Genomic DNA, 21,052 nt, shown 5'->3' with positions numbered 1-21,052 from the left:
CGCAGGAACCCGGTCACTTCTCTCCCTCCGGCGTGTCGCCGGTAATGCCGGCCATGAGCAGACCGATCTCCTCGCGCGGCGTGTCCGGCGAGACGATGGCCAGGATCCGGCCGCGGTACATGACCGCGATCCGGTCCGCGAGGCCGACCACCTCGTCCAGCTCGCTGGAGACCACCAGCACCGCGGTGCCCTGGTCACGCTCCTGGATGATCCGGCTGTGGATGAACTCGATCGAGCCGACATCCACACCACGGGTGGGCTGCGACGCGATGAACAGGCGCAGCGGCCGGGACATCTCCCGGGCAACCACGACCTTCTGCTGGTTGCCGCCGGACAGGGTGCCGACGGGGGTGGCCGACGACTGGCAGCGGATGTCGAACTGCTCGATCCGGTCCTTGGCGTTGCCGTCCACCTTGCTCAGGTCGATGCTGAACGCGTTGCCGTACGGGGCGCGGTCGTACATGTCCAGGACCAGGTTCTCCGCGACGGAGAACTCCTTGACGACCCCGTCGTGGCTGCGGTCCTCGGGGATGTAGCCGACACCGGCCCGCAGGACCTTCTTCGTGCTCATCCCGACCAGGTCGTCGTCCTCCAGGTGGATCGTGCCGGCCCGTACCTCGCGCAGGCCCATCACGGCCTCGACCAGCTCGGTCTGGCCGTTGCCCTGCACGCCCGCAATGCCCAGCACCTCCCCGGCGCGGACCTCCAGGTCGACGCCGTCGACCGCGCGGATGCCCCGGTCGTCGTCGGCGACCAGGCCGGCGACCTTGAGGATGCTGCGGCCCGGTTCGGCCGGGGTCTTCTGCACCTCGAGGCTCACGGCACGCCCGACCATCAGGGCGGCCAGCTCGTCCTCGCTGGTGTCGGGGCTGGCGGTGCCGACGATCTTCCCGCGGCGCACCACGGTGATCCGGTCGGCGATCGCCTTGACCTCTTTGAGCTTGTGGGTGATGAAGACGATGGACTTGCCCATGGCGGTGAGCGAGCGCATCACCGCGAGCAGTTCCTCGGTCTCCTGGGGCGTGAGCACGGCCGTCGGCTCGTCGAGGATGAGCAGGTCGACCTCGCGGGTCAGCGCCTTGACGATCTCGACGCGCTGCTGTGCGCCGACCGGAAGGTCCTCGACGAGCGCGTCCGGGTCGACGGGGAGGCCGTACTTCCTGGAGGTGTCGATGACGTCCTGGCGGGAGCGGCGGCGGTCGAGCCAGCCGAGCGGGCCGCCGCGTACCTCCTCGGCGCCGAGCGCGATGTTCTCCGCCACGGTGAAGACGGGGACCAGCATGAAGTGCTGGTGCACCATGCCGATGCCGGCGGCGATGGCGTCGCGGGGGCTCTTGAAGACGCGGGGTTCGTCGTCGACGACGATCTGACCCTCGTCCGGCTGCAGCAGGCCGTACAGCTGGTTCATCAGCGTCGACTTGCCGGCGCCGTTCTCACCCAGCAGGGCGTGCACCTCGCCGGGTTCGACGGTGATGTCGATGTGGTCGTTGGCCACCAGGTCGCCGAAGCGCTTGGTGATGCCGCGCAGTTCCAGTTTCAGCGGAATCTCCCGACCTCGGTAACTGGGCTGGTGGACGGTGGAATGCGAGCCGCCGCTCGGCTGCGGGTGTTGACCCGCGGCCGGGCGGCGGCCGAATGTTACCTACCCGAGGGTCACTTCGGTGCGCTGACCGACTCGACCTTGACGGTGCCGGCGATGATGTCGGCCTTCAGCTTCTCGAGTTCGGTCTTCAGCGTGGGGTCGACCTTGCTGTCGAAGCTGTTGAACGGCGCGAGCGAGACGCCGTCGTTCTCGAGGGTGCCCTGGTAACCGGGAGCGGCCGCGAGGGCCTCACCCTTGGCGCCCTTGACGACGGCCTGCTTGACCGCGCCCTCGATGTTCTTGACGACGGTGCTCAGGAAGACGTCGCAGTACTGCGCGGCGCTGACGCAGCCGTCCTGGTCGACCCAGATGACCGAGACCTTGCCGCCGGAGTCCTTGGCGACCTGCGCGGTGCCCAGACCGGTGCCGCCGGCGACCGGCATGATCACGTCAGCACCCTGACCGACCAGGGTCTGGGTGACGCTCTTGCCCTTGTTCTGGTCGATGAAGCTCTCGGCGAAGCTGCCGTTCTGGGTCGCCTTGTTCCAGCCCAGGACCTCGATCTTCTTGCCCTTGACCTGGTTGTAGTGGGCGACACCGTCGGCGAAGCCGTCCATGAAGATGGTCACCGGGGCGATCTTCAGACCGCCGTAGGTGGCGACCTTTCCGGACTTCGAGTAGCCCGCCGCCAGGTAACCGGCGAGGAACGCGGCCTGGTGGGTGGCGAACTGCATCGGGTAGACGTTGCTGTTGCCGCTGGTGCTGTCCACGATGCCGAACTGGGAGGTCTGGCTCTCCTTGGCGACCTTGGTGGTCACCTCGCCCATCAGGCCACCCACCGCGAGGATGAAGTTGCAGCTCTGCGTGACGTAGCCGCGCAGGCCGGGCTCGTAGTCGGCCTCGGAGGAGGACGCCACGTACTTCGGGTCGACGTTCGGGGCCTCTTTCTGGGCGGCCTGCAGGCCGGCCCAGGCCGACGCGTTGAACGACTTGTCGTCGATGCCACCGAGGTCGGTGACCATGCAGGCCTTGTAAGCGGCGGCGGCGCTCGCGCTCGAGCCCGGCGTACCGGTCTCGGCCGGCGCCTCACCACATGCCGCGGCAGCGAGCGTCAGCCCACCTGCCGCGAGAATCGCCACGATCCGCTTCCCACGTACTGGGCGCAAGACGCCCTCCTTCCGCTGCACACCGAGGTCCTGTTAACTCGGGTGAATCTCAGGCGGGAGCGTATCCCCGGGCCAGGACCGAGACCGAACATCGGTACGGACTGTTGGCGCACCGTTATACCGCCGCAATCACCCTGGTGATGGCACGTCGCTTTCGGCTGGTTCAGGAGGGAAATGCGCCCGTGACACGAAACACTGAGTTAACGTTCAGCGCGCCGCCATGCCCTGACGCCGAGGACACCGACCGTGGTTCCGATCGCCAGTGAGGCGGTGATCAGAAGGGCGTGCACCCAGAGGAACGAGGTCGGTGTCCCGCCGTCGAACGAGCGGTCGTCGTTCCAGATGGCGAGCCCGAACCGGGGCCAGATGACCCACGTCCAGATGCCCACCCCGATCAGGAACGCCGCCCAGCGCTTGTTGATCAACACGGGGTCAGTATCCCAGCGTGCTCAGGCGGTCAGCTTCCCGGCTATCCGCCGCCAGCCGGCCTGCACCTCGGCCGGCTCGGGAGGGGTGCCGGGGTACTCCTGCGGCATCCGGGCACCCAGGTCCTCGGCGTCCGGGCCCTCGGCCGCGGCCCGTGCCAGCTCGATCTCCTTGCGGATGGCGTCGACGCCGTCCAGCGGCAGCATCGGTTCGACCACGGCCATCAGGTCGTCGTCGGACACCACGGCGCGGGCCAGCGCGAGCGCGTGCTGGTGCTCGTAGGGCCCGCAGACGATGGGCTCCCACTCCTCCAGGTCGTCGAGCGAGCCGATGGTGATGACCCACGGCTGCTCGGCGATCGGCGAACCGGGAGGCAGGTGCAACGTCACTAGGGTGCCCATCGGCTCATCATCGCGGCCGGTCGTGCCGAATCCAGGTGTTTTGCCCCACGGGGGCGGTCTTGTCGTCAGCTGACAGATCCACCACCCGGCCGTGCGGGCTGGTCGCCGCCCAGGCCGCGCCGAACAGCAGCAGCTGGTTGAAGACGTACAGGTAGACGAGCGCGCCGACGGCCGAGCCGACCAGGCCGTACGCCGGGTTGCGCTGGACGATCTCGACGAACGTCTTGCCAATCGTGTTGAGCAGCATGAGCCCGATGCCGACCTGCAGCACCGGCGGCGCCATCCGCCGGGCGGTCATCCGCAGCCGGGGCACGGCGGCCAGCAGCGCCGCCGCCAGCAGCATGTTGACGCCGAGGGTGAGCACCCAGCTGGCCAAGGACAGCACGGTCGAGAAGCCACCGCCGGCCAGCCAGATCAGCAGTCGTTCCAGTCCGTAGACGGCGAGCTGGGAGAGGGTCAGCAGAAGCAGGAGCCCGACCAGTACGAGCAGGTCGACGGCCTGGCGCACGCCGATGTAGCCGGGTTGCTCGCGCAGCTGCCAGATCAGCCGCTGGGAGGAGCGGATCGCCTCGACCCAGCCGATGCCGGTGAAGGTGAGGCCGAGCAGGCCGACGATGCCGACGCTGCCCTTGCTGTCCAGGATCGCCTGGATGTCGAGGAACGGCAGGTTCTGATGCAGGAAGTCACGGACCAGACCGAGCAGCTGCACGTTGGCGGTGAGCAGCCAGCCGAAGATCGAGTAGCCGATCAGCAGCAGGGCGAAGACCGCGAAGAACCCGTAGTAGGCGATGGCCGCGGCCAGCCGCCCGCCCTGGACGCTCTCGTACCGCAGGATCGCCCGGCAGAAGTGGTCGAAGTACGGCGAGCGGTATCGCACCGCCATGATCCGGGCCGCGGTCGCGTCGTAGGCCCGGTCGATCGGATTCACCGGCCGACCGTATCGGACACTTCAGCTTCCGAGCGGGAAGTCGCGGCGTGGCCGCCAGGGTCCTTCGCCACCGTGCGAGAACAGGGTGAACGAGGCCACCTCGAACCGGGCCGAGAAGCCGGCCAGGTCGTCGAACACCGCATCCAGGGCCGGCGGCGGCACGTCCTGGGCGACGGTCACATGCGGGTGGTACGGGAAGCGGGTGTCCCGGTTGATGTCTTCCGACCGGGTGATCGCCTCGGCGAGCAGCTCGCACTCGCTGATGCCCTGCGCAAGGGTCACGAACACCACCTCGGTGACCGGCCGGAACGTGCCGGTCCCCCGCAGGTGGACGGTGAACGGCCGCTGCCCGGACGCCACCGCCTCCAGGTGCTTCTCCACGGCCGGCAACGCGTCCTCGGCCACTTCGGTGGGGCCGAGGAGCGTCACGTGCGCCGGGATCCAGGCCGCCTGCGCGTCGCCCGCCTCGGCACGCCGCCGGGTGAGCGCCGAGCCCCACGGCTCCGGGATGTTGATCGCCACCCCGATGCGGGTGAGCCTTCCGAGCTCGGACATCAGGTTCAGGCTTCGCGGGCGGGGCTGAGGAAGCCCACGTTCCGGTACGCCGACGCGAGGGTCTCCGCGGAGACCGCCCGGGCCTTCTCGGCGCCGACCGCGAGCACCTTGTCGAGCTGACCGGGGTCGTCCAGGTAGAGCTTGGTGCGCTCCTGGATCGGCTTGACGAACTGGAGCAGCACCTCGGCGAGGTCCTTCTTCAGGTCGCCGTAACCGCGGCCGTCGTACGCCTCGAGAAGCTCGTCGATGGCCCGTCCGGTCAGGGCCGCGTAGATGGTCAGCAGGTTGCTGACACCCGGCTTGTTCTCCTCGTCGTAGAGGATCTCGCGACCGGTGTCGGTGACCGCGGACTTGATCTTCTTGGCCGAGCGGGCCGGGTCGTCGAGCAGCTCGATGATGCCGTTCGGCGAGGAGGCCGACTTCGACATCTTGATCGACGGGTCCTGCAGGTCGAGGATCTTGGCGGTGTCCTTCACGATGTACGGCGAGGGCACGTTGAACGTCTTGCCGAACCGGGTGTTGAACCGCTGCGCCAGGTCGCGGGTCAGCTCGAGGTGCTGACGCTGGTCCTCGCCGACCGGGACCTGGTCGGCCTGGTAGAGCAGGATGTCGGCGGCCTGCAGGATCGGGTACGTGAACAGACCGACGGAGGTGCTGTCCTGACCGGCCTTGGTGGACTTGTCCTTGAACTGGACCATCCGGCCGGCCTCGCCGAACCCGGTGATGCAGCTGAGCACCCAGCCGAGCTGCGCGTGCTCGGGAACATGGGACTGCACGAACAGTGTGCAGCGCTCCGGGTCGAGCCCGAGGGCGAGCAGCTGGGCGGCGGAAATCCGGCTACGGTTACGCAGAGTCTCCGGATCATGTCCCATGGTGATGGCGTGCAGGTCCACCACGCAGTAGAAGGCGTCATGCGTATCCTGCATCGCCACCCAGTTGCGCACCGCGCCCAGGTAGTTGCCGAGGTGGAAGGAGTCGGCGGTCGGCTGGATGCCGGAGAGCACTCGCGGGCGGCGGGCAACGTCGGACATGGCCGCCATTGTGTCAGCCCCGCCCCGGGATTTGCGAATCCCCTACCCGGTCGCGGGAATGTTCGAACCTGTTGACCTTTGATCGATTATGGGGAATTGTTAGACCGTCCTACCAGAGAAAGGGCCGAGTCGTGAAGTTGCTCGTCACCGGAGGCGCCGGCTATGTCGGCAGCGTGACCAGCAGGCTGCTGCTGGACGCGGGCCACGAGGTCGTCGTCCTGGACAGCCTGCGCACCGGCTTCCGCGAGGCGGTCGCCCCCGACGCCACGTTCGTGCAGGCCGACATCGCCGACGCCGCGCGGGTACTGACGCCGGACGCCGGCTTCGACGCCGTGCTGCACTTCGCCGGGCTGATCGCGGCCGGTGAGTCGATGGCCAAGCCGGAGCTGTACTGGCACGAGAACGTGGTCAAGTCGCTGGCCCTGCTGGACGCGGTACGCGCCGCGAAGGTACCGCGGTTCATCTTCTCGTCCACCGCCGCGGTCTACGGCAACCCGGTCGAACTGCCGATCACCGAAACCGCGATCAAAGCCCCCACCAGCACGTACGGGTCGACGAAGCTGACCTTCGACCTGGCACTGACGTCCGAGACGTTCGCGCACGGCCTAGCCGCCGTGTCGCTGCGGTACTTCAACGTGGCCGGCGCCTACATCAGTGACAGCCACGAGATCGGCGAACGGCACGACCCGGAGACCCATCTGATCCCGATCACCCTTCAGGTGGCCGCCGGCAAGCGCGAGAAGCTGCAGCTGTTCGGCGACGACTACCCCACCGTCGACGGCACCTGCGTCCGCGACTACATCCACGTCGAGGACCTGGCGCGGGCGCACCTGCTGGCTCTGGACGCGACGGTCGCCGGCGAGCACCGCATCTACAACCTGGGCAACGGCAACGGTTTCTCCAACCGGCAGGTCGTCGAGGCGGCCCGGGCGGTCACCGGCGCCGAGATCCCGGTCGAGATCGCCGCCCGGCGCGACGGCGACCCGGCCACGCTGGTCGCCTCGTCCGACCGGGCCCGCGAGGACCTCGGATGGGTGCCACAGAAGAACACCCTGAACGACATGATCGGCGAGGCGTGGACGTTCTACCGAAAGCACGTGGCATGAGCGACTGCACCGCAGCGAAGCAAGGGCCAGGAGCGCATGCCGGGGAAGGCACAGCATGAGCGACTGCACCGCAGCGAAGCAAGGGCCAGGAGCGCATGCCGGGGAAGGCACAGCATGAGCGACTGCACCGCAGCGAAGCAAGGGCCGGGAGCGCATGCCGGGGAAGGCACAGCATGAGCGTTTCCGAGACCGCACGGGCGGCCTTTGTCGAGGCTTACGGGACCGAGCCGGCCGGACTCTGGGCGGCGCCCGGCCGGGTCAACCTGATCGGCGAGCACACCGACTACAACGACGGGTTCGTGCTGCCGTTCGCGCTGCCGCAGCGCACGGTCGCGGCCGCCGGCCCGGCACCGGACGGCCGCTGGTCGGTCTGTTCGACGCTGACGCCGGAACCGGTCGCCTTCGGGCCCACCGAGCCGGGTGACGTGACCGGCTGGGGTGCGTACGTCGCCGGAGTGGTGTGGGCGTTGCAGGACGCCGGTTTCGAGGTGCCGCCGGCGCGGATCGCGATCGCTTCGGACGTACCGCTGGGGTCGGGTCTTTCGTCGTCGGCAGCCCTGGAGTCGGCCGTTCTCACCGCGCTGATCGATCTGGGTGACCTGGACGTGCCGCTGGAGCGCCGGCCCGCCATCGCCCAGCGCGCCGAGAACGTGTATGTCGGTGCACCCACCGGCATCCTCGACCAGTCCGCGTCGATCCGCTGCCAGGACGGCCGGGCGCTGTTCCTGGACTGCCGCAGTTATGAGATCGACCAGATCCCGTTCGATCTGGCCGGCAAGGGCCTGGCCATTCTAGTGATCAACAGCAACGCCCCGCACCAGCATGTCGACGGCGAGTACGGCGAGCGCCGCAAGAGCTGCGAGGCGGCGGCCGCGGCCCTCGGGGTGGCGGCCCTGCGTGACGTGTCCACCGCGGACCTGCCGCAGGCTCTGGAACGGCTGGACGACGACGTGCTGCGCCGCCGGGCCCGGCACATCGTGACCGAGAACCAGCGGGTGCTCGACACCGTGTCGCTGCTGCGGTCCGGCCGGGTCCGGGAGATCGGCCCGCTGCTGACCGCCTCGCACGTGTCCATGCGCGACGACTTCGAGATCACCGTGGACCAGGTCGACGTGGCCGTCCAGTCGGCACTGGACGCCGGGGCGTACGGCGCCCGGATGACCGGCGGCGGGTTCGGCGGCTGCGTGCTGGCCCTGATCGACGCCGGCCGGGCCGACGCGACGGCGGCCGCGGTCGCCGCCGCGTACGACAAGCGGGGTTTCACCGCCCCCACGAGCTGGGTGGCGACCGCCGGACCGGGCGCGACCCGGATCTGACGCTTCGAGCGTTCTGCTGTGGGTATGCCCGGTTCCATGACGACCGGACAGCACCCACAGCAGAACGAGCCCAACGAGTTCGGCTTCGCCGGAGACGCCACCGGCCCGGAACCGCGCCCGGATCAGGATCGCAACACCTTCGGCGAGGACATCGCGGTGCCCGCCGACGATCTCACCGCACCCCTCACCCGGACGCTCGAGGAGGCGACGAACTCCAGCGACGACTGAGCCGGACCACCCCCACATGGGGTACGGAACCGTCCGTTCAGCTGATCACCCGCAGGAGCGAGACCAGGGGCCTGCCGGGCGGACCCGCGGCTAGGGTGTCCTGCATGGGGGTTAGCCCACCGTATCTTCACGATGACACCGCGCGAGGTTCCGGCGTCAGCGTCGACGACGCCGAAGACATGTCCGTCCCACTGCTCACGGTCCGCGGGCCGTGGGATGCCCAGCTGTGCCTCGACGTGTCCGTGACCCTCCGGCGCTGCTTCACCGGGCAGCCGGACGGTCTCATCGTGGACCTGTCCGCGCTGCACGATCCGCACAGCGAGAGCGCGCCCGTCTGGACGACCGCCCGGCAGGTCGCCGCCGGCCTGGAACCGCCGGTCCACCTGGCCCTGTGCGTGCCACCCGACCTGCCGCTCGCCGACCGCATGCAGGGGCTGGGCACCGGCCGATACCTGCCGGTCTACGCCAAGGTGCGGCAGGCCCGGGTGGCGCTGGCCGGGCGGATCCCCGGCGACCAGCGGCTGAGCGCGACGCTGCGGCCCGATCCGGAGGCGCCGAGCCTGGCCCGCAACCTGGTCAGCGATGCCTGCCTGGCCTGGGGGCTGGTCCATCTGCTGCACCGGAGCCGGCTGGTCATGTCGGAACTGGTGACCAACGCGCTCGAGCACACCGGCACGGAGATCCGGGTGGCCGTGCACCGCCGCGGCTCCGGGCTGCACCTGTCGGTGGCCGACGGCGACCCCCGCCTGCCGCGGGTGGTGCCGGTGTCCCGCCCGCGCCCGGACCTGCCGCTCGACGAGCGGGGCCGCGGGCTGCGGACGGTGCACGAGATCGCCGCCCAGTGGGGTGCCGTACCGACCGAGACGGGCAAGGTCGTCTGGGCGACGATCAGATGCGGCGAACGGGTCAGCGCGCCTCGATGATGATCCCGGCGCCGACCGTCCGGTTGGAGCCCTCATCGATCAGGATGAAGCCGCCGGTGGTGCGGTTACGCCGGTACTCGTCGGCGAGCAGCGGCACGGTCGTGCGGAGCTTGACCCGGCCGATCTCGTTGAGCTTGAGGTCGCCGGCGCTCTCGTCCCGGTGCAGCGTGTTCACGTCGAGCCGGTACTGCAGGCCGCGGATCACGGCGCGGGCGCTGCGGGTCGTGTGCTTGATCGCGTACTTGCCGCCGACCCGGAGCGGGGCCGTCTCGTCCATCCAGCAGATCATCGCCTCGATGTCCTGCGCGGCGGCCGGCGCGTTGTGCGGACGGCAGATCATGTCACCGCGCGAGATGTCGATCTCGTCGTTCAGCCGGACCGTCACCGACATCGGCGGGAACGCCTCTTCGACCGGGCCGTCGGCCGTCTCGATCGCCGCGATGGTGCTGGTCAGGCCGGACGGCAGGACCATCACGTCGTCACCGGGCTTGAGGATGCCGGAGGCGACCTGACCGGCGTACCCACGGTAGTCGGTGACCGTGGTGGACTGCGGCCGGATCACGTACTGCACCGGGAAACGCACGTCGACCAGGTTGCGGTCGCTGGCGATGTGCACGTGCTCCAGGTGGTGCAGGAGCGACGGGCCCTCGTACCACGGGCTGTTCTCCGAGCGGGAGGCGATGTTGTCGCCGTTCAGCGCGGAGATCGGGATGATCGTCAGGTCCGGGGCGTCGAGCTTCGCGGCGAACGAGGTGAACTCGTCGGCGATCTTGTCGTAGACCGACTTGTCCCAGTCGACCAGGTCCATCTTGTTGATGCACAGCACCAGATGCGGCACCCGCAGCAGGCTCGTCAGGAACGCGTGCCGGCGCGACTGCTCGACCAGGCCCTTGCGGGCGTCGACCAGGATCAGCGCCAGGTCGGCGGTGGACGCGCCGGTCACCATGTTCCGGGTGTACTGAATGTGGCCCGGGGTGTCGGCGATGATGAACTTGCGCCGCGGCGTCGCGAAGTACCGGTACGCCACGTCGATGGTGATGCCCTGCTCCCGTTCGGCACGCAGGCCGTCGGTGAGCAGCGCGAGGTTGGTGTACTCGTCGCCGCGGGAGGCGCTGGCGCTCTCGACGGCCTCGAGCTGGTCCTCAAAGATCGTCTTGGTGTCGAACAGCAGCCTGCCGATGAGGGTGGACTTGCCGTCGTCGACGCTGCCGGCGGTGGCGAATCGCAGCAGGTCCATGCCGCGGGAGGAGGCGGCGTCAGGCTCGAGAACTGCCTGGCTCATCAGAAGTAACCCTCTCGCTTACGGTCTTCCATCGCGGCCTCGCTGACCCTGTCGTCGCCACGGGTGGCGCCACGCTCGGTGATCCGGGTCGCGGCCACCTCGTCGATCACCTTCTGGACGGTGTCGGCGTCGGAGAGCACGGCCGCGGTCTGCGACGCGTCGCCGACGGTCCGGTACCGCACGCGGCGGACCTCGGACGTCTCACCGTCACGCAGCCGGATGAACTCGTTGACCGCGTAGAACATCCCGTTACGCTCGACGACCTCACGGTCGTGGGCGTAATAGATGTTCGGCAGCGGGATGTTCTCCTTGGCGATGTAGTGCCACACGTCCAGCTCGGTCCAGTTGGACAGCGGGAACACCCGGATCGACTCGCCCGGGTGGTGCCGCCCGTTGTAGAGCGACCACAGCTCGGGCCGCTGGTTCTTCGGGTCCCACTGGCCGAACTCGTCGCGGAAGCTGAACATCCGCTCCTTGGCGCGGGCCTTCTCCTCGTCCCGGCGGGCACCGCCGAAGAGGGCGTCGAACCGGTATTTCTCCTGAGCGGCGAGCAGCACCGGCGTCTGGATCCGGTTACGGGTGCCGTCCGGCAGCTCCCGGACCAGTCCGGTGTCGATCGCCTCCTGCACGCTGGCGACCACCAGGTTCAGGCCCAGGGCGGCGACCCGGGAATCCCGGTACTCCAGCACCTCGGCGAAGTTGTGGCCGGTGTCGATGTGCATGACCGGGAACGGTATGCGCGCCGGCGCGAACGCCTTCTCCGCTAGGCGCAGCATCACGATCGAGTCCTTGCCGCCGGAGAAGAGCAGCGCGGGGCGCTCGAACTCGGCCATGACCTCTCGCATGATGAAGATGCTCTCCGCTTCGAGTGCATCCAGATGCGAGACGCGATAGGGCTTCGTCTGGCTCATGGGTTCCTGTCCCCAGACCTTTCTCCGATGTCGGCCGGCAGGGCAGACGCCATTGTTACGGAAGATGCCGCTGCAACGCAGCAAGCATCCGAGGAGCGAGATCTTTACGACATACGACCAGGTCAGGCAACTTCGGATCGGGCCGGTTGTAGGCCAGCGGGCTGCCGTCGACGCGGGACGCGTGCAGTCCCGTGGCCAACGCCACAGCTACCGGGGCGGCCGAGTCCCACTCGTACTGACCGCCCGCATGCACGTAGGCGTCCGCCTCACCGTTGATCACCGCGGCGATCTTCACCCCGGCCGATCCCATCGGCACCAGCTCGGCGCCCAGGTCCTCGGCCAGCCCCGTCACGAACGCCGGCGGCCGGGTCCGGCTCGCCGCGATCCTGATCGAGCCACCGGTCGCCGACTCCAGCGGCATCGGCGGGTACGCCGGCGGCTGATCGGTGGCGAGCGTGCAGTGCCGGGCCGGCATCGCCACCGCGCCCGCGGTCAGCCGGGCCGGCGCCGACGAATCGGCCGTCCACAGCGCCACGTGCACGGCCCAGTCGTCGCGGCCCTCCTCGGAGAACTCACGGGTGCCGTCCAGCGGGTCCACGATCCAGACCCGGTTCGCGCCCAGGCGGTCCGGGCGGTTGCCCTCGGTCCACGCCACGCGCGACTGCTCGTCCTCCTCGGACAGCACCGCGTCGGCCGGGCGCCAGCGGGCCAGCTCGGCCCGCAGCAGCTCGTGCGCCGCCTGGTCACCGGCCGCCTTGAGGGCCTTGCCGTCGGCGTACCCGGTGTCCGCGCGAACCTGGAGGAGCAACTGGCCGGCACGGTCCGCCAGCCAGCGGGCGAACGCGGCATCGATCACCGGTGGAGCACCGCCCTCACCGGTGTCCCTCGGCCCCGCTATGCGCGCCGACGCCTTCGTCTGCTCGCCCATCCCCACGCTCCTCACTCCAGACGCGCCTGTCAGTACGCTCCCGACGACCGCACCACGGCGGTCACCGTCCTGAGCAGGATCACCAGATCCAAGCTCAGCGACCAGTTCTCGACATAGCGCAGGTCCAGCCGGACCGCCTCCTCCCAGGAGAGGTCCGACCGGCCCGACACCTGCCAGAGACCGGTCATCCCCGGCTTGACGGCAAGCCGGCGCCGCACGTCGTCGGCGTAGGCGGCTGCCTCGGTCGGCAACGGCGGCCTCGGACCGACCAGCGACATGCGCCCCGACAGCACGTTCAGCAGCTGCGGCAGCTCGTCGAGCGAGAACCTGCGCAACCACCGTCCGACCGGGGTGACACGCGGGTCGTCGCGGATTTTGAAGAGCACACCGTCGTGCTCGTTGAGGTGCCTCAACTCGGCAAGCCGCGCCTCGGCATCGACGTACATGCTGCGGAACTTGAAGATCCGGAACAACCGACCGTCACGTCCCACGCGCACCTGGCGAAAGAGTACCGGTCCACGGGACGTAAGGCCCACGCAGAGCGCCACGCCTAGAAGCACAGGACCGAGAAGGATCAGCAGAAGCAACGCGCCGGCTCGATCGACGAACTCCTTGACCAGCCGAGAGCCGCCGTGCAGCCGTGGATGCTCGACATGCAGCATCGGCAGCCCGTCGAACGGCCGGATCGTGGTCCGCGCACCCGCCACGTCCACCAGCGCACTGGCCACCACCAGGTCGACCTCGTCGCGCTCCAGCCGCCACGCCAGCCGGCGCAACGCCGCCCCGTCCAGCTCCGGGCAGCTCAGCACCACCACGGTGTCGGCGTCCGCCTGGCTCACCGCGCTCGCCACGTCCTCGAACGACCCGTAGACCGGCAGATCGGTCACCCCGATGCCGTCCGCGCCCGGGGGCAGGCACGCGCCGACCACCTCCAAGCCGTGATACCGCTCCCGGCGCAGCTGCCGGGTGATCCCGATGACCGACAGTTCATGGCCGACCACGATCACCCGACGGAGATTCTTGCCGCGCGCCCGGGACAGATGCAGCCGCTTGCGCAGCACGAACCGCAACACCACGATGGCGGCTATCGCGAGCGGGAACGCCACCAGGACGTACGAGCGGGCAAGATCCAGATTCAAGGCGTACGACACGACGGCCGCACCACCGATCAGGCCCGCCCCGCCGCGCAGCACCCGCTGGTACTCGTCCGAGCCGACGAACAGATACCGGCGCTCGTACGCCCGCGCCCCCACCAGAACCAGGAGCAGCACCACCGGCATCAGCGCCGACCAGATCAGATAGATCCGGTTCCAGTCGGTGACCGTATGACCGAACCGGACCGCGAACGTACCCGCCCCCGCCGCCACACCGGCCGTCAGATCGGCCAGGACCAGGTTCCGCACATAACGGCGCTCCCAGTCCTGCCGCCGTGACATCGCCGCGTGCCGGCCCCGCGTCCGTACGAACGGCCGGCTCGCTGGACGTGCCGCCATCGACCGGTTACGGCCGCCCTTGGCGAGCCGATCCACGACCTGGTTGCGGGCCGGATCCGGCTCTCCGCTCACCACCAGCGGCGGGGCGTTCTCCACCCCTGCCGACGGCCCGGGTATCCGGCGGTTGCGGCCGCCGCGGCGTACCGCCGGCCTCTGCGGGCCCTGATTGCCCGGCGGATGGTTAGCCGCACCGTGACCCGGTGGAGGCGCCACCTGTGGCAACGCCACCGTAGGTTCGGTCAACGCGTCCGCCCGGCCCTCGGACACGTCCTGCGACATCCTGGAACCCCTCCCGTCACGTCGGCCACGCACCGAACATCGTGCGTCCGAGTGACCAACGGACGACCGCGGGCAGCGTCACGGCACCGTCAGATGGAGATCAAATCCCGTGGTACTTGTTCTGCGCCCACTCGATGCCCTCGACGACGATCGCCTCGACCACATCGGCCGCCCGGTCCACCAGGAAGTCCAGCTCCTTGCGCTCCGCCGAGGAGAAGTCGGAGAGCACGTAATCCGCCGGATCCTGCCGTCCCGGGGGCCGGCCGATCCCGAACCTCACCCGCGCGTACTCCTTGCTCGCGAGTGACTTCGACATCGAGCGGAGCCCGTTGTGACCGCCTTCGCCGCCGCCTCGTTTCGCCCTGACCTGCCCGAACGGCACATCCAGCTCATCATGCACCGCGACCACATTCGCCACCGGTACTTTGAAGAACTGCGCCAGCGACACCACCGGAGTGCCGGACAGGTTCATGTACGTCAACGGCTTCAGCAGCACCAGCTTCGGACCGCCGAAACCCAGCCGCCCCTCGGCGACCTCCGCCTGTGCCCGCTTCGCCCGGCCGAACTTCGCACCCACCCGCGATGCCAGCAGGTCGGCCACCATGAAACCCACGTTGTGCCGGTTACCGGAATACTCCCGGCCCGGGTTACCGAGGCCGACGACCAGCCACGGCGCCTCGTCCACCACATCGCCTCCACATACACATCAGGGAAAGTGCCGTCCGGCACTTTCCCTGATCCCTGGCTTACCGCTGCTGCGTGACGGACTTACTCCGCGCTGTCGCCCTCGGTGGCGACGGCCTCGTCCTCGGCCGGAGCCTCCTCGTTCGACTGAGCCGCGTTGATCACCGCGAGGACCGTGTCGGCCTCGACGGCCAGCTCGACGCCATTCGGCAGCTTCACGTCACCGGCGGTCACGTGCGAGCCCGCCTCGAGGCCCTCGATCGACGCCTCCAGCTCGGACGGCAGGTGCAGCGCCTCGGCGACCACCGCGACGGTGTTCGACTCGTGCACGATCAGGGTGTTCTTGGCGGCCTCACCCGTCAGGACGACGGAGATGTCCACCTGGATCCGCTCGCCGCGCTTCACGATCAGCAGGTCGACGTGCTCGAACGTGTCACGGATCGGGTCACGCTGGATCGCCTTCGGCAGCGCGAGGGTCGCCGCCGCGTTGCCGGCGATGTCGATGGTGAAAATCTGGTTGATGCCGCCGTGGCGGATGGCGGCCGCGAACTCACGGGCCGGGAGGGCGATGTGCTGCGGCTTCTCGCCGTGGCCGTACAGCACGGCAGGCACGAGGCCGGCCCGGCGCGTGCGGCGAGCACCACCCTTGCCGAACTCGGTGCGGGGCTCGGCGCTGATCTTTACCTCGGACACGGGGAAACTCCTGAAACTCTTCGATGCGGGCTGCGTCTAAGTCTGCGGCTGCGGTATCCGGCAGTGCTGCATGGCGGTCGCCGTCGGCGCGGAACGTCGCCGGCGAAAGGTGTTCCTGGCGCTGCCGGGCAAGGGGGCGCGCTGGGCACAGGCCCGGAGCACCGCGTCGATGACGGCGCCTCGAGCAGGCTGCGAACCTCAACAGCCCACGAAGCACCCTCGCCGTGGCAACCGTACTAGCTTACCTGCCACGATCGTGCATCGGTCAGCGGGTCCGCCCCGCTGACGACGCCTGCGAAAAAACAACTCTCCTGATGCAAGTTGCACCACATGCGAAAGGCGCCCGCCGGCACGACGAGCGCCTTCGGCCGGATTTCTAGCTGAGGCCACCGAACAAAGTGGTCACCGATCCGTCGTCGAACACCTCACGGATCGCCCGCGCCAGCAACGGCGCGATCGACAGCACAGTGATCTTGTCGAGCCGCTTCTCCGGCGACAGCGGCAGCGTGTTCGTCACCACCAGCTCACTGATCTTGCTGTTCTTCAGGCGCTCCGTCGCCGGGTCCGACAACAGCGCGTGCGTCGACGCCACGATCACGTCCGCCGCACCCTCCTGGAACAGGATGTCGGCAGCCTTCGCGATCGTGCCGCCCGTGTCGATCATGTCGTCGACGATCAGGCAGACCCGGCCCTCGACCTCACCCACCACCCGGTTCGCCACCACCTGGTTCGGCTTCAACGGGTCACGGGTCTTGTGGATGAACGCCAGTGGGCAGCCACCCAGCCGGTCCGTCCACCGCTCCGCCACCCGCACCCGGCCCGAGTCCGGCGCCACCACGGTCATCGGCCGGCCCGCGTACTTCTTCTGCACGTAGTCGGCAAGAATGTCCATCGCGAACAGGTGATCCACCGGACCGTCGAAGAAGCCCTGGATCTGCGCGGTGTGCAGGTCGACGGTGAGGATCCGGTTGGCACCGGCCGTCTTCAGCAGGTCGGCCACCAGCCGGGCGGAGATCGGCTCCCGGCCGCGGTGCTTCTTGTCCTGCCGCGAATACGGGTAGAACGGCAGCACCACGGTGATCCGCTTGGCCGAACCCCGCTTCAGCGCGTCGATCATGATCAGGGTCTCCATGACCCACCGGTTGACGCCCTCGGTCACCGACTGGACGACGAAGGCGTCCGAGCCACGCACCGAATCCTTGAAACGAACAAAGATCTCCCCGTTGGCGAACTCATACGAATCCGCCGGCGTCGGCGCCACGCCGAGCACCTGGCCGATCTCCTCTGCCAGCTCGGGGAAACCCCTGCCGGAGAAAAGCATCAGACTCTTACGGTTCTCGGCGACGATGCTGCCCATCGACTCGCTGCTCCCGTGGATAGGGGGTGGGGTTCGCAGTGAAGTATCCCTTGCGGCAACGTAACCGCCACGTTTCGAGGCCCTCGCGTGGCATGCCTCACCCCAGCTGGATCACTCCTGCTCAGAGGTGATATCCGCAGCCTCCGCCGCGGCCGCCGAAACCGTGCCCGGCCGCTTCCGGACCGTCCAGCCCTCGATGTTGCGCTGCGGCGCCCGCGTCACACCCAGATTGCCGGCCGGAACATCCTTCGCCACCGCGCTGCCGGCCGCCACGTACGCCCCCGGGCCGATCTCGACCGGAGCGATCAGCACCGTGTCCGAACCGACGAACGCCGCCTCGCCCACGGTCGTCCGGCTCTTCCGCACACCGTCATAGTTCGCGAAAATCGTGCCCGCCCCGATGTTCGCCCGCGCACCGATCGACGCGTCACCCACATAGGTCAGATGTGGCACCTTCGCGCCCTCACCCAGCTCCGCGTTCTTCGCCTCGACGAACCCGCCGATCTTCGCCTTGCGCGCCAGCCGGGTCCCCGGACGCAGGAACGAGAACGGCCCCACCGACGCGTCCGGCCCGATCTCGGCACCGATCGAATGCGTACGCAGAACCGTCGCACCCTCCGCCACCACCGTGTCGATCAGCGTGGTGTCCGGGCCGACCACCGCACCCGTCGCCACCGAGCTCGACCCCAGGATCTGCGAATTCTGGTCCACCACCGCGTCCGGCTCCAGCGTCGCCGTCACGTCGATCCAGGTCGTCGCCGGGTCGAGCAGCAGCACACCCGACCGCATCCACGCCTCGTTCACCCGATCGCGCATCAGCACCCGCAGCTTCGACAGCTCGGCCCGGTCGTTGCAGCCGAGCGTCTCGAACGCGAACTCGGCCACCTCGATCGCCACCGGGTGACCCTGCGACGCCAGGATCCCGAAGACGTCCGTCAGGTATTCCTCGCCCTGCGCGTTGTCGGTCGACAGCTTGCCCAGCGCCTCCCGCAGCAACACGGCGTCGAACGCGTAGATACCCGAGTTGATCTCGCGGATCCGGCGTTCCGCGTCACTGGCGTCCTTCGCCTCGACGATCCGCTCCAGATTGCCGTCCGGGCCCCGCACGATCCGGCCCAGTCCACCCGGCACGTCCACCTCGGCGCTCAGCACCGTCGCCGCCGCACCGGCCCGCTCATGCGTGGCCAGCAGCGCCTCCACCGTCTCCGGGCGCAGCAGCGGCACGTCACCGCTCAGCACCACCACGGTGCCGGCCAGGTCGGGTGTCGCGTCCAGAGCGATCCGCACCGCGTGACCCGTGCCGTTCTGCTCCGCCTGCAGCACCGGCGTCGCCTCCGGCGCGGCGTGGTCCAGGAACGCGCCGACCTCGTCCGCCTTGTGCCCGACGACCACCAGGGTCCGGTCGGTGTTGATCGCCTGCGCGACGGCCAGCACGTGGCCCAGCAGGGTGCGACCCAGCAACGGCTGCAGAACCTTGGGCGTCGCGGACTTCATCCGCTTCCCCTCACCGGCGGCGAGGACGACAACGGTACGGCTGGGGGCCTGGCTCACGCGCAACTCCATTGATTTGGCGGTGGCGTACAAGGGGTGAGCGCACGCCACCCCTTGACCATCCGGTTCGCATTACCACAGAAGTTGCTCGGCCGCCAGGACTCGAACCCGGAAAGCTTGGACCAAAACCAAGAGTGTTGCCAATTACACCACGGCCGAATGTTCCTACCGACAGCCTAGCGGTCCTCCGGACGGAGGCGATAAGCGGACGAGGCCTCACCGGCGATCGCCGCGACGACACCCTCGATCCGCCAGCAGAGTTCCCGGCTCCTCGGCGCCGTCACCGCCAGGCGGCCGTGGTGGTGGCCACCACCCGGCACGTGCCTCCGGACCGCCGCGTTCCGGAAACGCTCGCGAGGGATCCCCAGAACCCGGGCCCACCAGTCAGCGGCCGCCTCAGCGTCGGCTGCGTCCCGGATGTTCACCCGATAGCTCAGGTCGCCAGGGCCATAACCGTGCAGGTGCAGGAACTTCAGAACGAGGAGTAGCAGATCAGGGTCATCGCCGGTGAAGACGAAACGGTCCGGTTTGACGCCCCCGCACTGATACACGACAGCGCCGAGAAGCAACGTGTCCCGGTCGGAGAGACCGCCGACCTCTCCCATGGCCGCCGCCCGCACATCGGCACGATGGCGGTCACGCTCCTCCCGGAACGCGTCCCAGCGGGCGGCGATACGCAGTTTCGCCAGCTCGTGCTTCATCCTGGCCCGTTCACTGCCGGGGTCGGGTGGCACGTGCCGCACCCAGGCGAACGCGGTCGACTTGGCGATCCCCATCCGGACCGCGATGTCGTTTATCGACCACCCGATCTTCCGCAGCTCGGCTGCCTCCGCGCGCCTGCGACCACTGGCTGCAAGACCACTAGGCACGCCTCCAGCTGGCATGCGACTATGCTAGCCGCGCAGCAATCGAGCCGCAAGGACGGCAGTCCCGCCCGAATCGCCGGGAGGTCTCGTCCGCGGCGTTCACGGTTCCCGCGGGAGATCACCCGGCCGCCGGACACCCACAAGATCAACTCCCCGGCTTCGGACAATCAGGAGGGTGGGCGGTTGCTGGCAGGATGATCCGGGTGACGGAGCAGGGTGACAGCGGCGGCAGACATCAGCGACCACGGGTACGGATGCCGGCCGCGCAGCGCCGGGAGCAGCTGATCACGATCGGCCGGCAGCTGTTCGCCGAGCGCGGGTTCGATGCGACAAGCGTGGAGGAGGTGGCAGCGCGGGCCAAGGTGTCCAAGCCGGTGGTCTACGAACACTTCGGTGGCAAGGAAGGCCTGTACGCGGTGGTCGTGGACCGCGAGGTGCGGGCTCTGCTCGATCGGATCGCGGCCGCGTTGACGGCAGGGCACCCTCGGGAGTTGCTGGAGCAGGCGGCGCTGGCACTGCTGGATTACATCGACGAGGAGCCGCACGGCTTTCAGGTGCTGGTCCGTGATGCACCGCTGCTGTCGGCGTCGGGGAGTTTCTCCGGCGTGATGAACGATGTGGCGCATCAGGTGGAGCATGTCCTGGGCGCGGAGTTCAAGAGCCGAGGGCTGGATCCGCGGTTCGCCGAGCTGTACTCGCAGGCGCTCGTCGGCATGGTGGCGCTGGTGGGGCAGTGGTGGCGTGAGGCGCGGAAGCCGAAGAAGGAGATGGTGGCCGCGCACCTGGTGAATCTGGCGTGGAACGGGCTGTCGCATCTGGAGGCGAAGCCGGGACTGTCGACCCGCCGGGTCCGCTGAGCGGACCCGGCGCGGGCCGGGTCAGGCGGTGCGGCCCTCGCGAACCTGGCGGGGCGCGCCGGCCTGGGACGCGGGCGCCGACTTGCTGTAGAGGCTGACGGTGATCAGCAGCAGCCCGGCGAGGTAGGTGACGATCACGGTGGACATCGTGAAGCCGAAGATGTTCACCTCGTCGGTGCGGAGCACGCAGAGCTCGTAGCTGCCCAGAACGAGCAGGCCCCAGCCGAGGTACTTGTCGACGGCGACGTCGATGTTCTTGCCGACGGCCGCGCCGAGCAGGACGAGGGCACCGAGGGCAAGGCAGACGATCGACCACAGCATGTTGGTGCCCTGGCCGAGGACCCGAACGCCCGGGCCGGTGAACGCCTCGCTCGATGTGGCGATGAGACCGATGATGCCGAAGGCGACGAGGTATGCCCCGACGATGAAGCCGACGATCCGGTAGATCGGCCGTAGCGGGTGATTGACCGGGGTGTGCGCCATGGTTCC

At 68.9% G+C, this 21,052-nt stretch carries 22 protein-coding genes and 1 tRNA gene; 5 read left to right on the top strand and 18 right to left on the bottom strand.

Features of this window, described 5'->3' with window-relative positions; translation table 11 throughout:
* Positions 1-13: 13 nt before the first annotated feature.
* From AB0G04_RS02150 to trpS, 7 genes are all read right to left on the bottom strand, one after another.
* On the bottom strand, positions 14-1,495 hold the full coding sequence (locus AB0G04_RS02150) for an ABC transporter ATP-binding protein (RefSeq protein WP_360974880.1): 1,482 nt from the start codon (positions 1,493-1,495) through the stop codon (positions 14-16).
* Between the two features lie 158 nt (positions 1,496-1,653).
* Positions 1,654-2,748, bottom strand: coding sequence for a BMP family ABC transporter substrate-binding protein (locus AB0G04_RS02145; protein ID WP_360974877.1), 1,095 nt, complete (start codon positions 2,746-2,748; stop codon positions 1,654-1,656).
* 200 nt (positions 2,749-2,948) lie between these two features.
* On the bottom strand, positions 2,949-3,176 hold the full coding sequence (locus tag AB0G04_RS02140; RefSeq protein WP_360974874.1) for a hypothetical protein: 228 nt from the start codon (positions 3,174-3,176) through the stop codon (positions 2,949-2,951).
* A 21-nt stretch (positions 3,177-3,197) separates the two neighbouring features.
* Positions 3,198-3,575, bottom strand: coding sequence for a hypothetical protein (locus tag AB0G04_RS02135; protein ID WP_360974871.1), 378 nt, complete (start codon positions 3,573-3,575; stop codon positions 3,198-3,200).
* 7 nt (positions 3,576-3,582) lie between these two features.
* On the bottom strand, positions 3,583-4,503 hold the full coding sequence (locus AB0G04_RS02130) for a YihY/virulence factor BrkB family protein (RefSeq protein ID WP_360974869.1): 921 nt from the start codon (positions 4,501-4,503) through the stop codon (positions 3,583-3,585).
* A gap of 21 nt (positions 4,504-4,524) precedes the next feature.
* On the bottom strand, positions 4,525-5,058 hold the full coding sequence (locus tag AB0G04_RS02125; RefSeq protein WP_360974866.1) for a 2'-5' RNA ligase family protein: 534 nt from the start codon (positions 5,056-5,058) through the stop codon (positions 4,525-4,527).
* Between the two features lie 5 nt (positions 5,059-5,063).
* On the bottom strand, positions 5,064-6,089 hold the full coding sequence (gene trpS, locus AB0G04_RS02120) for a tryptophan--tRNA ligase (RefSeq protein WP_360974863.1): 1,026 nt from the start codon (positions 6,087-6,089) through the stop codon (positions 5,064-5,066).
* A 131-nt stretch (positions 6,090-6,220) separates the two neighbouring features.
* On the opposite strand from trpS, the gene galE reads away from it, so the two are divergent.
* The 4 genes from galE to AB0G04_RS02100 all read left to right on the top strand — a co-directional run bounded on the left by galE (position 6,221) and on the right by AB0G04_RS02100 (position 9,662).
* On the top strand, positions 6,221-7,195 hold the full coding sequence (gene galE, locus AB0G04_RS02115) for a UDP-glucose 4-epimerase GalE (protein ID WP_360974860.1): 975 nt from the start codon (positions 6,221-6,223) through the stop codon (positions 7,193-7,195).
* A 173-nt stretch (positions 7,196-7,368) separates the two neighbouring features.
* On the top strand, positions 7,369-8,511 hold the full coding sequence (gene galK, locus AB0G04_RS02110; RefSeq protein WP_360974857.1) for a galactokinase: 1,143 nt from the start codon (positions 7,369-7,371) through the stop codon (positions 8,509-8,511).
* A 36-nt stretch (positions 8,512-8,547) separates the two neighbouring features.
* A complete protein-coding gene (locus AB0G04_RS02105) occupies positions 8,548-8,739 on the top strand; it encodes a hypothetical protein (RefSeq protein WP_360974854.1) in 192 nt (63 codons plus the stop codon).
* Between the two features lie 104 nt (positions 8,740-8,843).
* Positions 8,844-9,662: an ATP-binding protein gene (locus AB0G04_RS02100; RefSeq protein WP_360974851.1), complete on the top strand. Its 819-nt coding sequence runs from the start codon at positions 8,844-8,846 to the stop codon at positions 9,660-9,662.
* Here AB0G04_RS02100 and cysN read toward each other — a convergent pair.
* The 10 genes from cysN to AB0G04_RS02050 form a co-directional block, all read right to left on the bottom strand.
* Positions 9,646-10,944 carry a sulfate adenylyltransferase subunit CysN gene (gene cysN / locus AB0G04_RS02095; protein ID WP_360974848.1) on the bottom strand — a complete coding sequence of 433 codons (1,299 nt, stop codon included), beginning with the start codon at positions 10,942-10,944 and terminating at the stop codon, positions 9,646-9,648. The genes AB0G04_RS02100 and cysN overlap by 17 nt on opposite strands.
* Positions 10,944-11,855 carry a sulfate adenylyltransferase subunit CysD gene (gene cysD, locus AB0G04_RS02090; RefSeq protein WP_360974845.1) on the bottom strand — a complete coding sequence of 304 codons (912 nt, stop codon included), beginning with the start codon at positions 11,853-11,855 and terminating at the stop codon, positions 10,944-10,946. The genes cysN and cysD overlap by 1 nt, the downstream gene beginning before the upstream one ends.
* A gap of 55 nt (positions 11,856-11,910) precedes the next feature.
* Positions 11,911-12,783, bottom strand: coding sequence for a 3'(2'),5'-bisphosphate nucleotidase CysQ (locus tag AB0G04_RS02085; protein ID WP_360974842.1), 873 nt, complete (start codon positions 12,781-12,783; stop codon positions 11,911-11,913).
* A gap of 29 nt (positions 12,784-12,812) precedes the next feature.
* On the bottom strand, positions 12,813-14,555 hold the full coding sequence (locus AB0G04_RS02080) for a sugar transferase (RefSeq protein ID WP_360974839.1): 1,743 nt from the start codon (positions 14,553-14,555) through the stop codon (positions 12,813-12,815).
* 100 nt (positions 14,556-14,655) lie between these two features.
* The gene (gene pth / locus AB0G04_RS02075) at positions 14,656-15,243 is read right to left on the bottom strand and encodes an aminoacyl-tRNA hydrolase (RefSeq protein ID WP_360974836.1); all 588 of its coding nucleotides are present in this window, start codon (positions 15,241-15,243) and stop codon (positions 14,656-14,658) included.
* 80 nt (positions 15,244-15,323) lie between these two features.
* Positions 15,324-15,932 (bottom strand): 50S ribosomal protein L25/general stress protein Ctc, encoded by a 609-nt coding sequence (locus tag AB0G04_RS02070; protein ID WP_360974833.1) that lies wholly within the window; start codon positions 15,930-15,932, stop codon positions 15,324-15,326.
* Between the two features lie 376 nt (positions 15,933-16,308).
* Positions 16,309-17,289, bottom strand: coding sequence for a ribose-phosphate diphosphokinase (locus AB0G04_RS02065; protein WP_360974830.1), 981 nt, complete (start codon positions 17,287-17,289; stop codon positions 16,309-16,311).
* Between the two features lie 111 nt (positions 17,290-17,400).
* The gene (gene glmU / locus AB0G04_RS02060; protein ID WP_360974827.1) at positions 17,401-18,840 is read right to left on the bottom strand and encodes a bifunctional UDP-N-acetylglucosamine diphosphorylase/glucosamine-1-phosphate N-acetyltransferase GlmU; all 1,440 of its coding nucleotides are present in this window, start codon (positions 18,838-18,840) and stop codon (positions 17,401-17,403) included.
* 87 nt (positions 18,841-18,927) lie between these two features.
* Positions 18,928-18,999: transfer RNA gene (locus AB0G04_RS02055), tRNA-Gln, on the bottom strand.
* Positions 19,000-19,016: 17 nt separating this feature from the next.
* Positions 19,017-19,724, bottom strand: a complete 708-nt coding sequence (locus AB0G04_RS02050; RefSeq protein WP_360974824.1) for a helix-turn-helix domain-containing protein — start codon at positions 19,722-19,724, stop codon at positions 19,017-19,019.
* Positions 19,725-19,900: 176 nt separating this feature from the next.
* On the opposite strand from AB0G04_RS02050, the gene AB0G04_RS02045 reads away from it, so the two are divergent.
* Positions 19,901-20,563 carry a TetR/AcrR family transcriptional regulator gene (locus tag AB0G04_RS02045; protein ID WP_360974821.1) on the top strand — a complete coding sequence of 221 codons (663 nt, stop codon included), beginning with the start codon at positions 19,901-19,903 and terminating at the stop codon, positions 20,561-20,563.
* A gap of 21 nt (positions 20,564-20,584) precedes the next feature.
* Here AB0G04_RS02045 and AB0G04_RS02040 read toward each other — a convergent pair whose 3' ends face one another.
* Positions 20,585-21,046 carry a DUF4383 domain-containing protein gene (locus tag AB0G04_RS02040; RefSeq protein ID WP_360974818.1) on the bottom strand — a complete coding sequence of 154 codons (462 nt, stop codon included), beginning with the start codon at positions 21,044-21,046 and terminating at the stop codon, positions 20,585-20,587.
* Positions 21,047-21,052 lie beyond the last annotated feature (6 nt).

Origin of the sequence: Actinoplanes sp. NPDC023801 (genome assembly GCF_040639655.1) — a bacterium.
Classification (GTDB): domain Bacteria; phylum Actinomycetota; class Actinomycetes; order Mycobacteriales; family Micromonosporaceae; genus Actinoplanes.
This window is presented reverse-complemented; position numbering and strand designations above follow the sequence as displayed.

Coding starts and splice junctions, on each gene's coding strand:
- AB0G04_RS02135 (WP_360974871.1), bottom strand. CDS start 3,575: ATGGGCACCCTAGTGACGTTGCACCTGCCTCCCGGTTCGCCGATCGCC.
- AB0G04_RS02125 (WP_360974866.1), bottom strand. CDS start 5,058: ATGTCCGAGCTCGGAAGGCTCACCCGCATCGGGGTGGCGATCAACATC.
- trpS (WP_360974863.1), bottom strand. CDS start 6,089: ATGTCCGACGTTGCCCGCCGCCCGCGAGTGCTCTCCGGCATCCAGCCG.
- galK (WP_360974857.1), top strand. CDS start 7,369: ATGAGCGTTTCCGAGACCGCACGGGCGGCCTTTGTCGAGGCTTACGGG.
- AB0G04_RS02105 (WP_360974854.1), top strand. CDS start 8,548: ATGACGACCGGACAGCACCCACAGCAGAACGAGCCCAACGAGTTCGGC.
- AB0G04_RS02100 (WP_360974851.1), top strand. CDS start 8,844: ATGGGGGTTAGCCCACCGTATCTTCACGATGACACCGCGCGAGGTTCC.
- cysN (WP_360974848.1), bottom strand. CDS start 10,944: ATGAGCCAGGCAGTTCTCGAGCCTGACGCCGCCTCCTCCCGCGGCATG.
- cysD (WP_360974845.1), bottom strand. CDS start 11,855: ATGAGCCAGACGAAGCCCTATCGCGTCTCGCATCTGGATGCACTCGAA.
- AB0G04_RS02085 (WP_360974842.1), bottom strand. CDS start 12,783: ATGGGCGAGCAGACGAAGGCGTCGGCGCGCATAGCGGGGCCGAGGGAC.
- AB0G04_RS02080 (WP_360974839.1), bottom strand. CDS start 14,555: ATGTCGCAGGACGTGTCCGAGGGCCGGGCGGACGCGTTGACCGAACCT.
- AB0G04_RS02065 (WP_360974830.1), bottom strand. CDS start 17,289: ATGGGCAGCATCGTCGCCGAGAACCGTAAGAGTCTGATGCTTTTCTCC.
- AB0G04_RS02050 (WP_360974824.1), bottom strand. CDS start 19,724: ATGCCAGCTGGAGGCGTGCCTAGTGGTCTTGCAGCCAGTGGTCGCAGG.
- AB0G04_RS02045 (WP_360974821.1), top strand. CDS start 19,901: ATGATCCGGGTGACGGAGCAGGGTGACAGCGGCGGCAGACATCAGCGA.
- AB0G04_RS02040 (WP_360974818.1), bottom strand. CDS start 21,046: ATGGCGCACACCCCGGTCAATCACCCGCTACGGCCGATCTACCGGATC.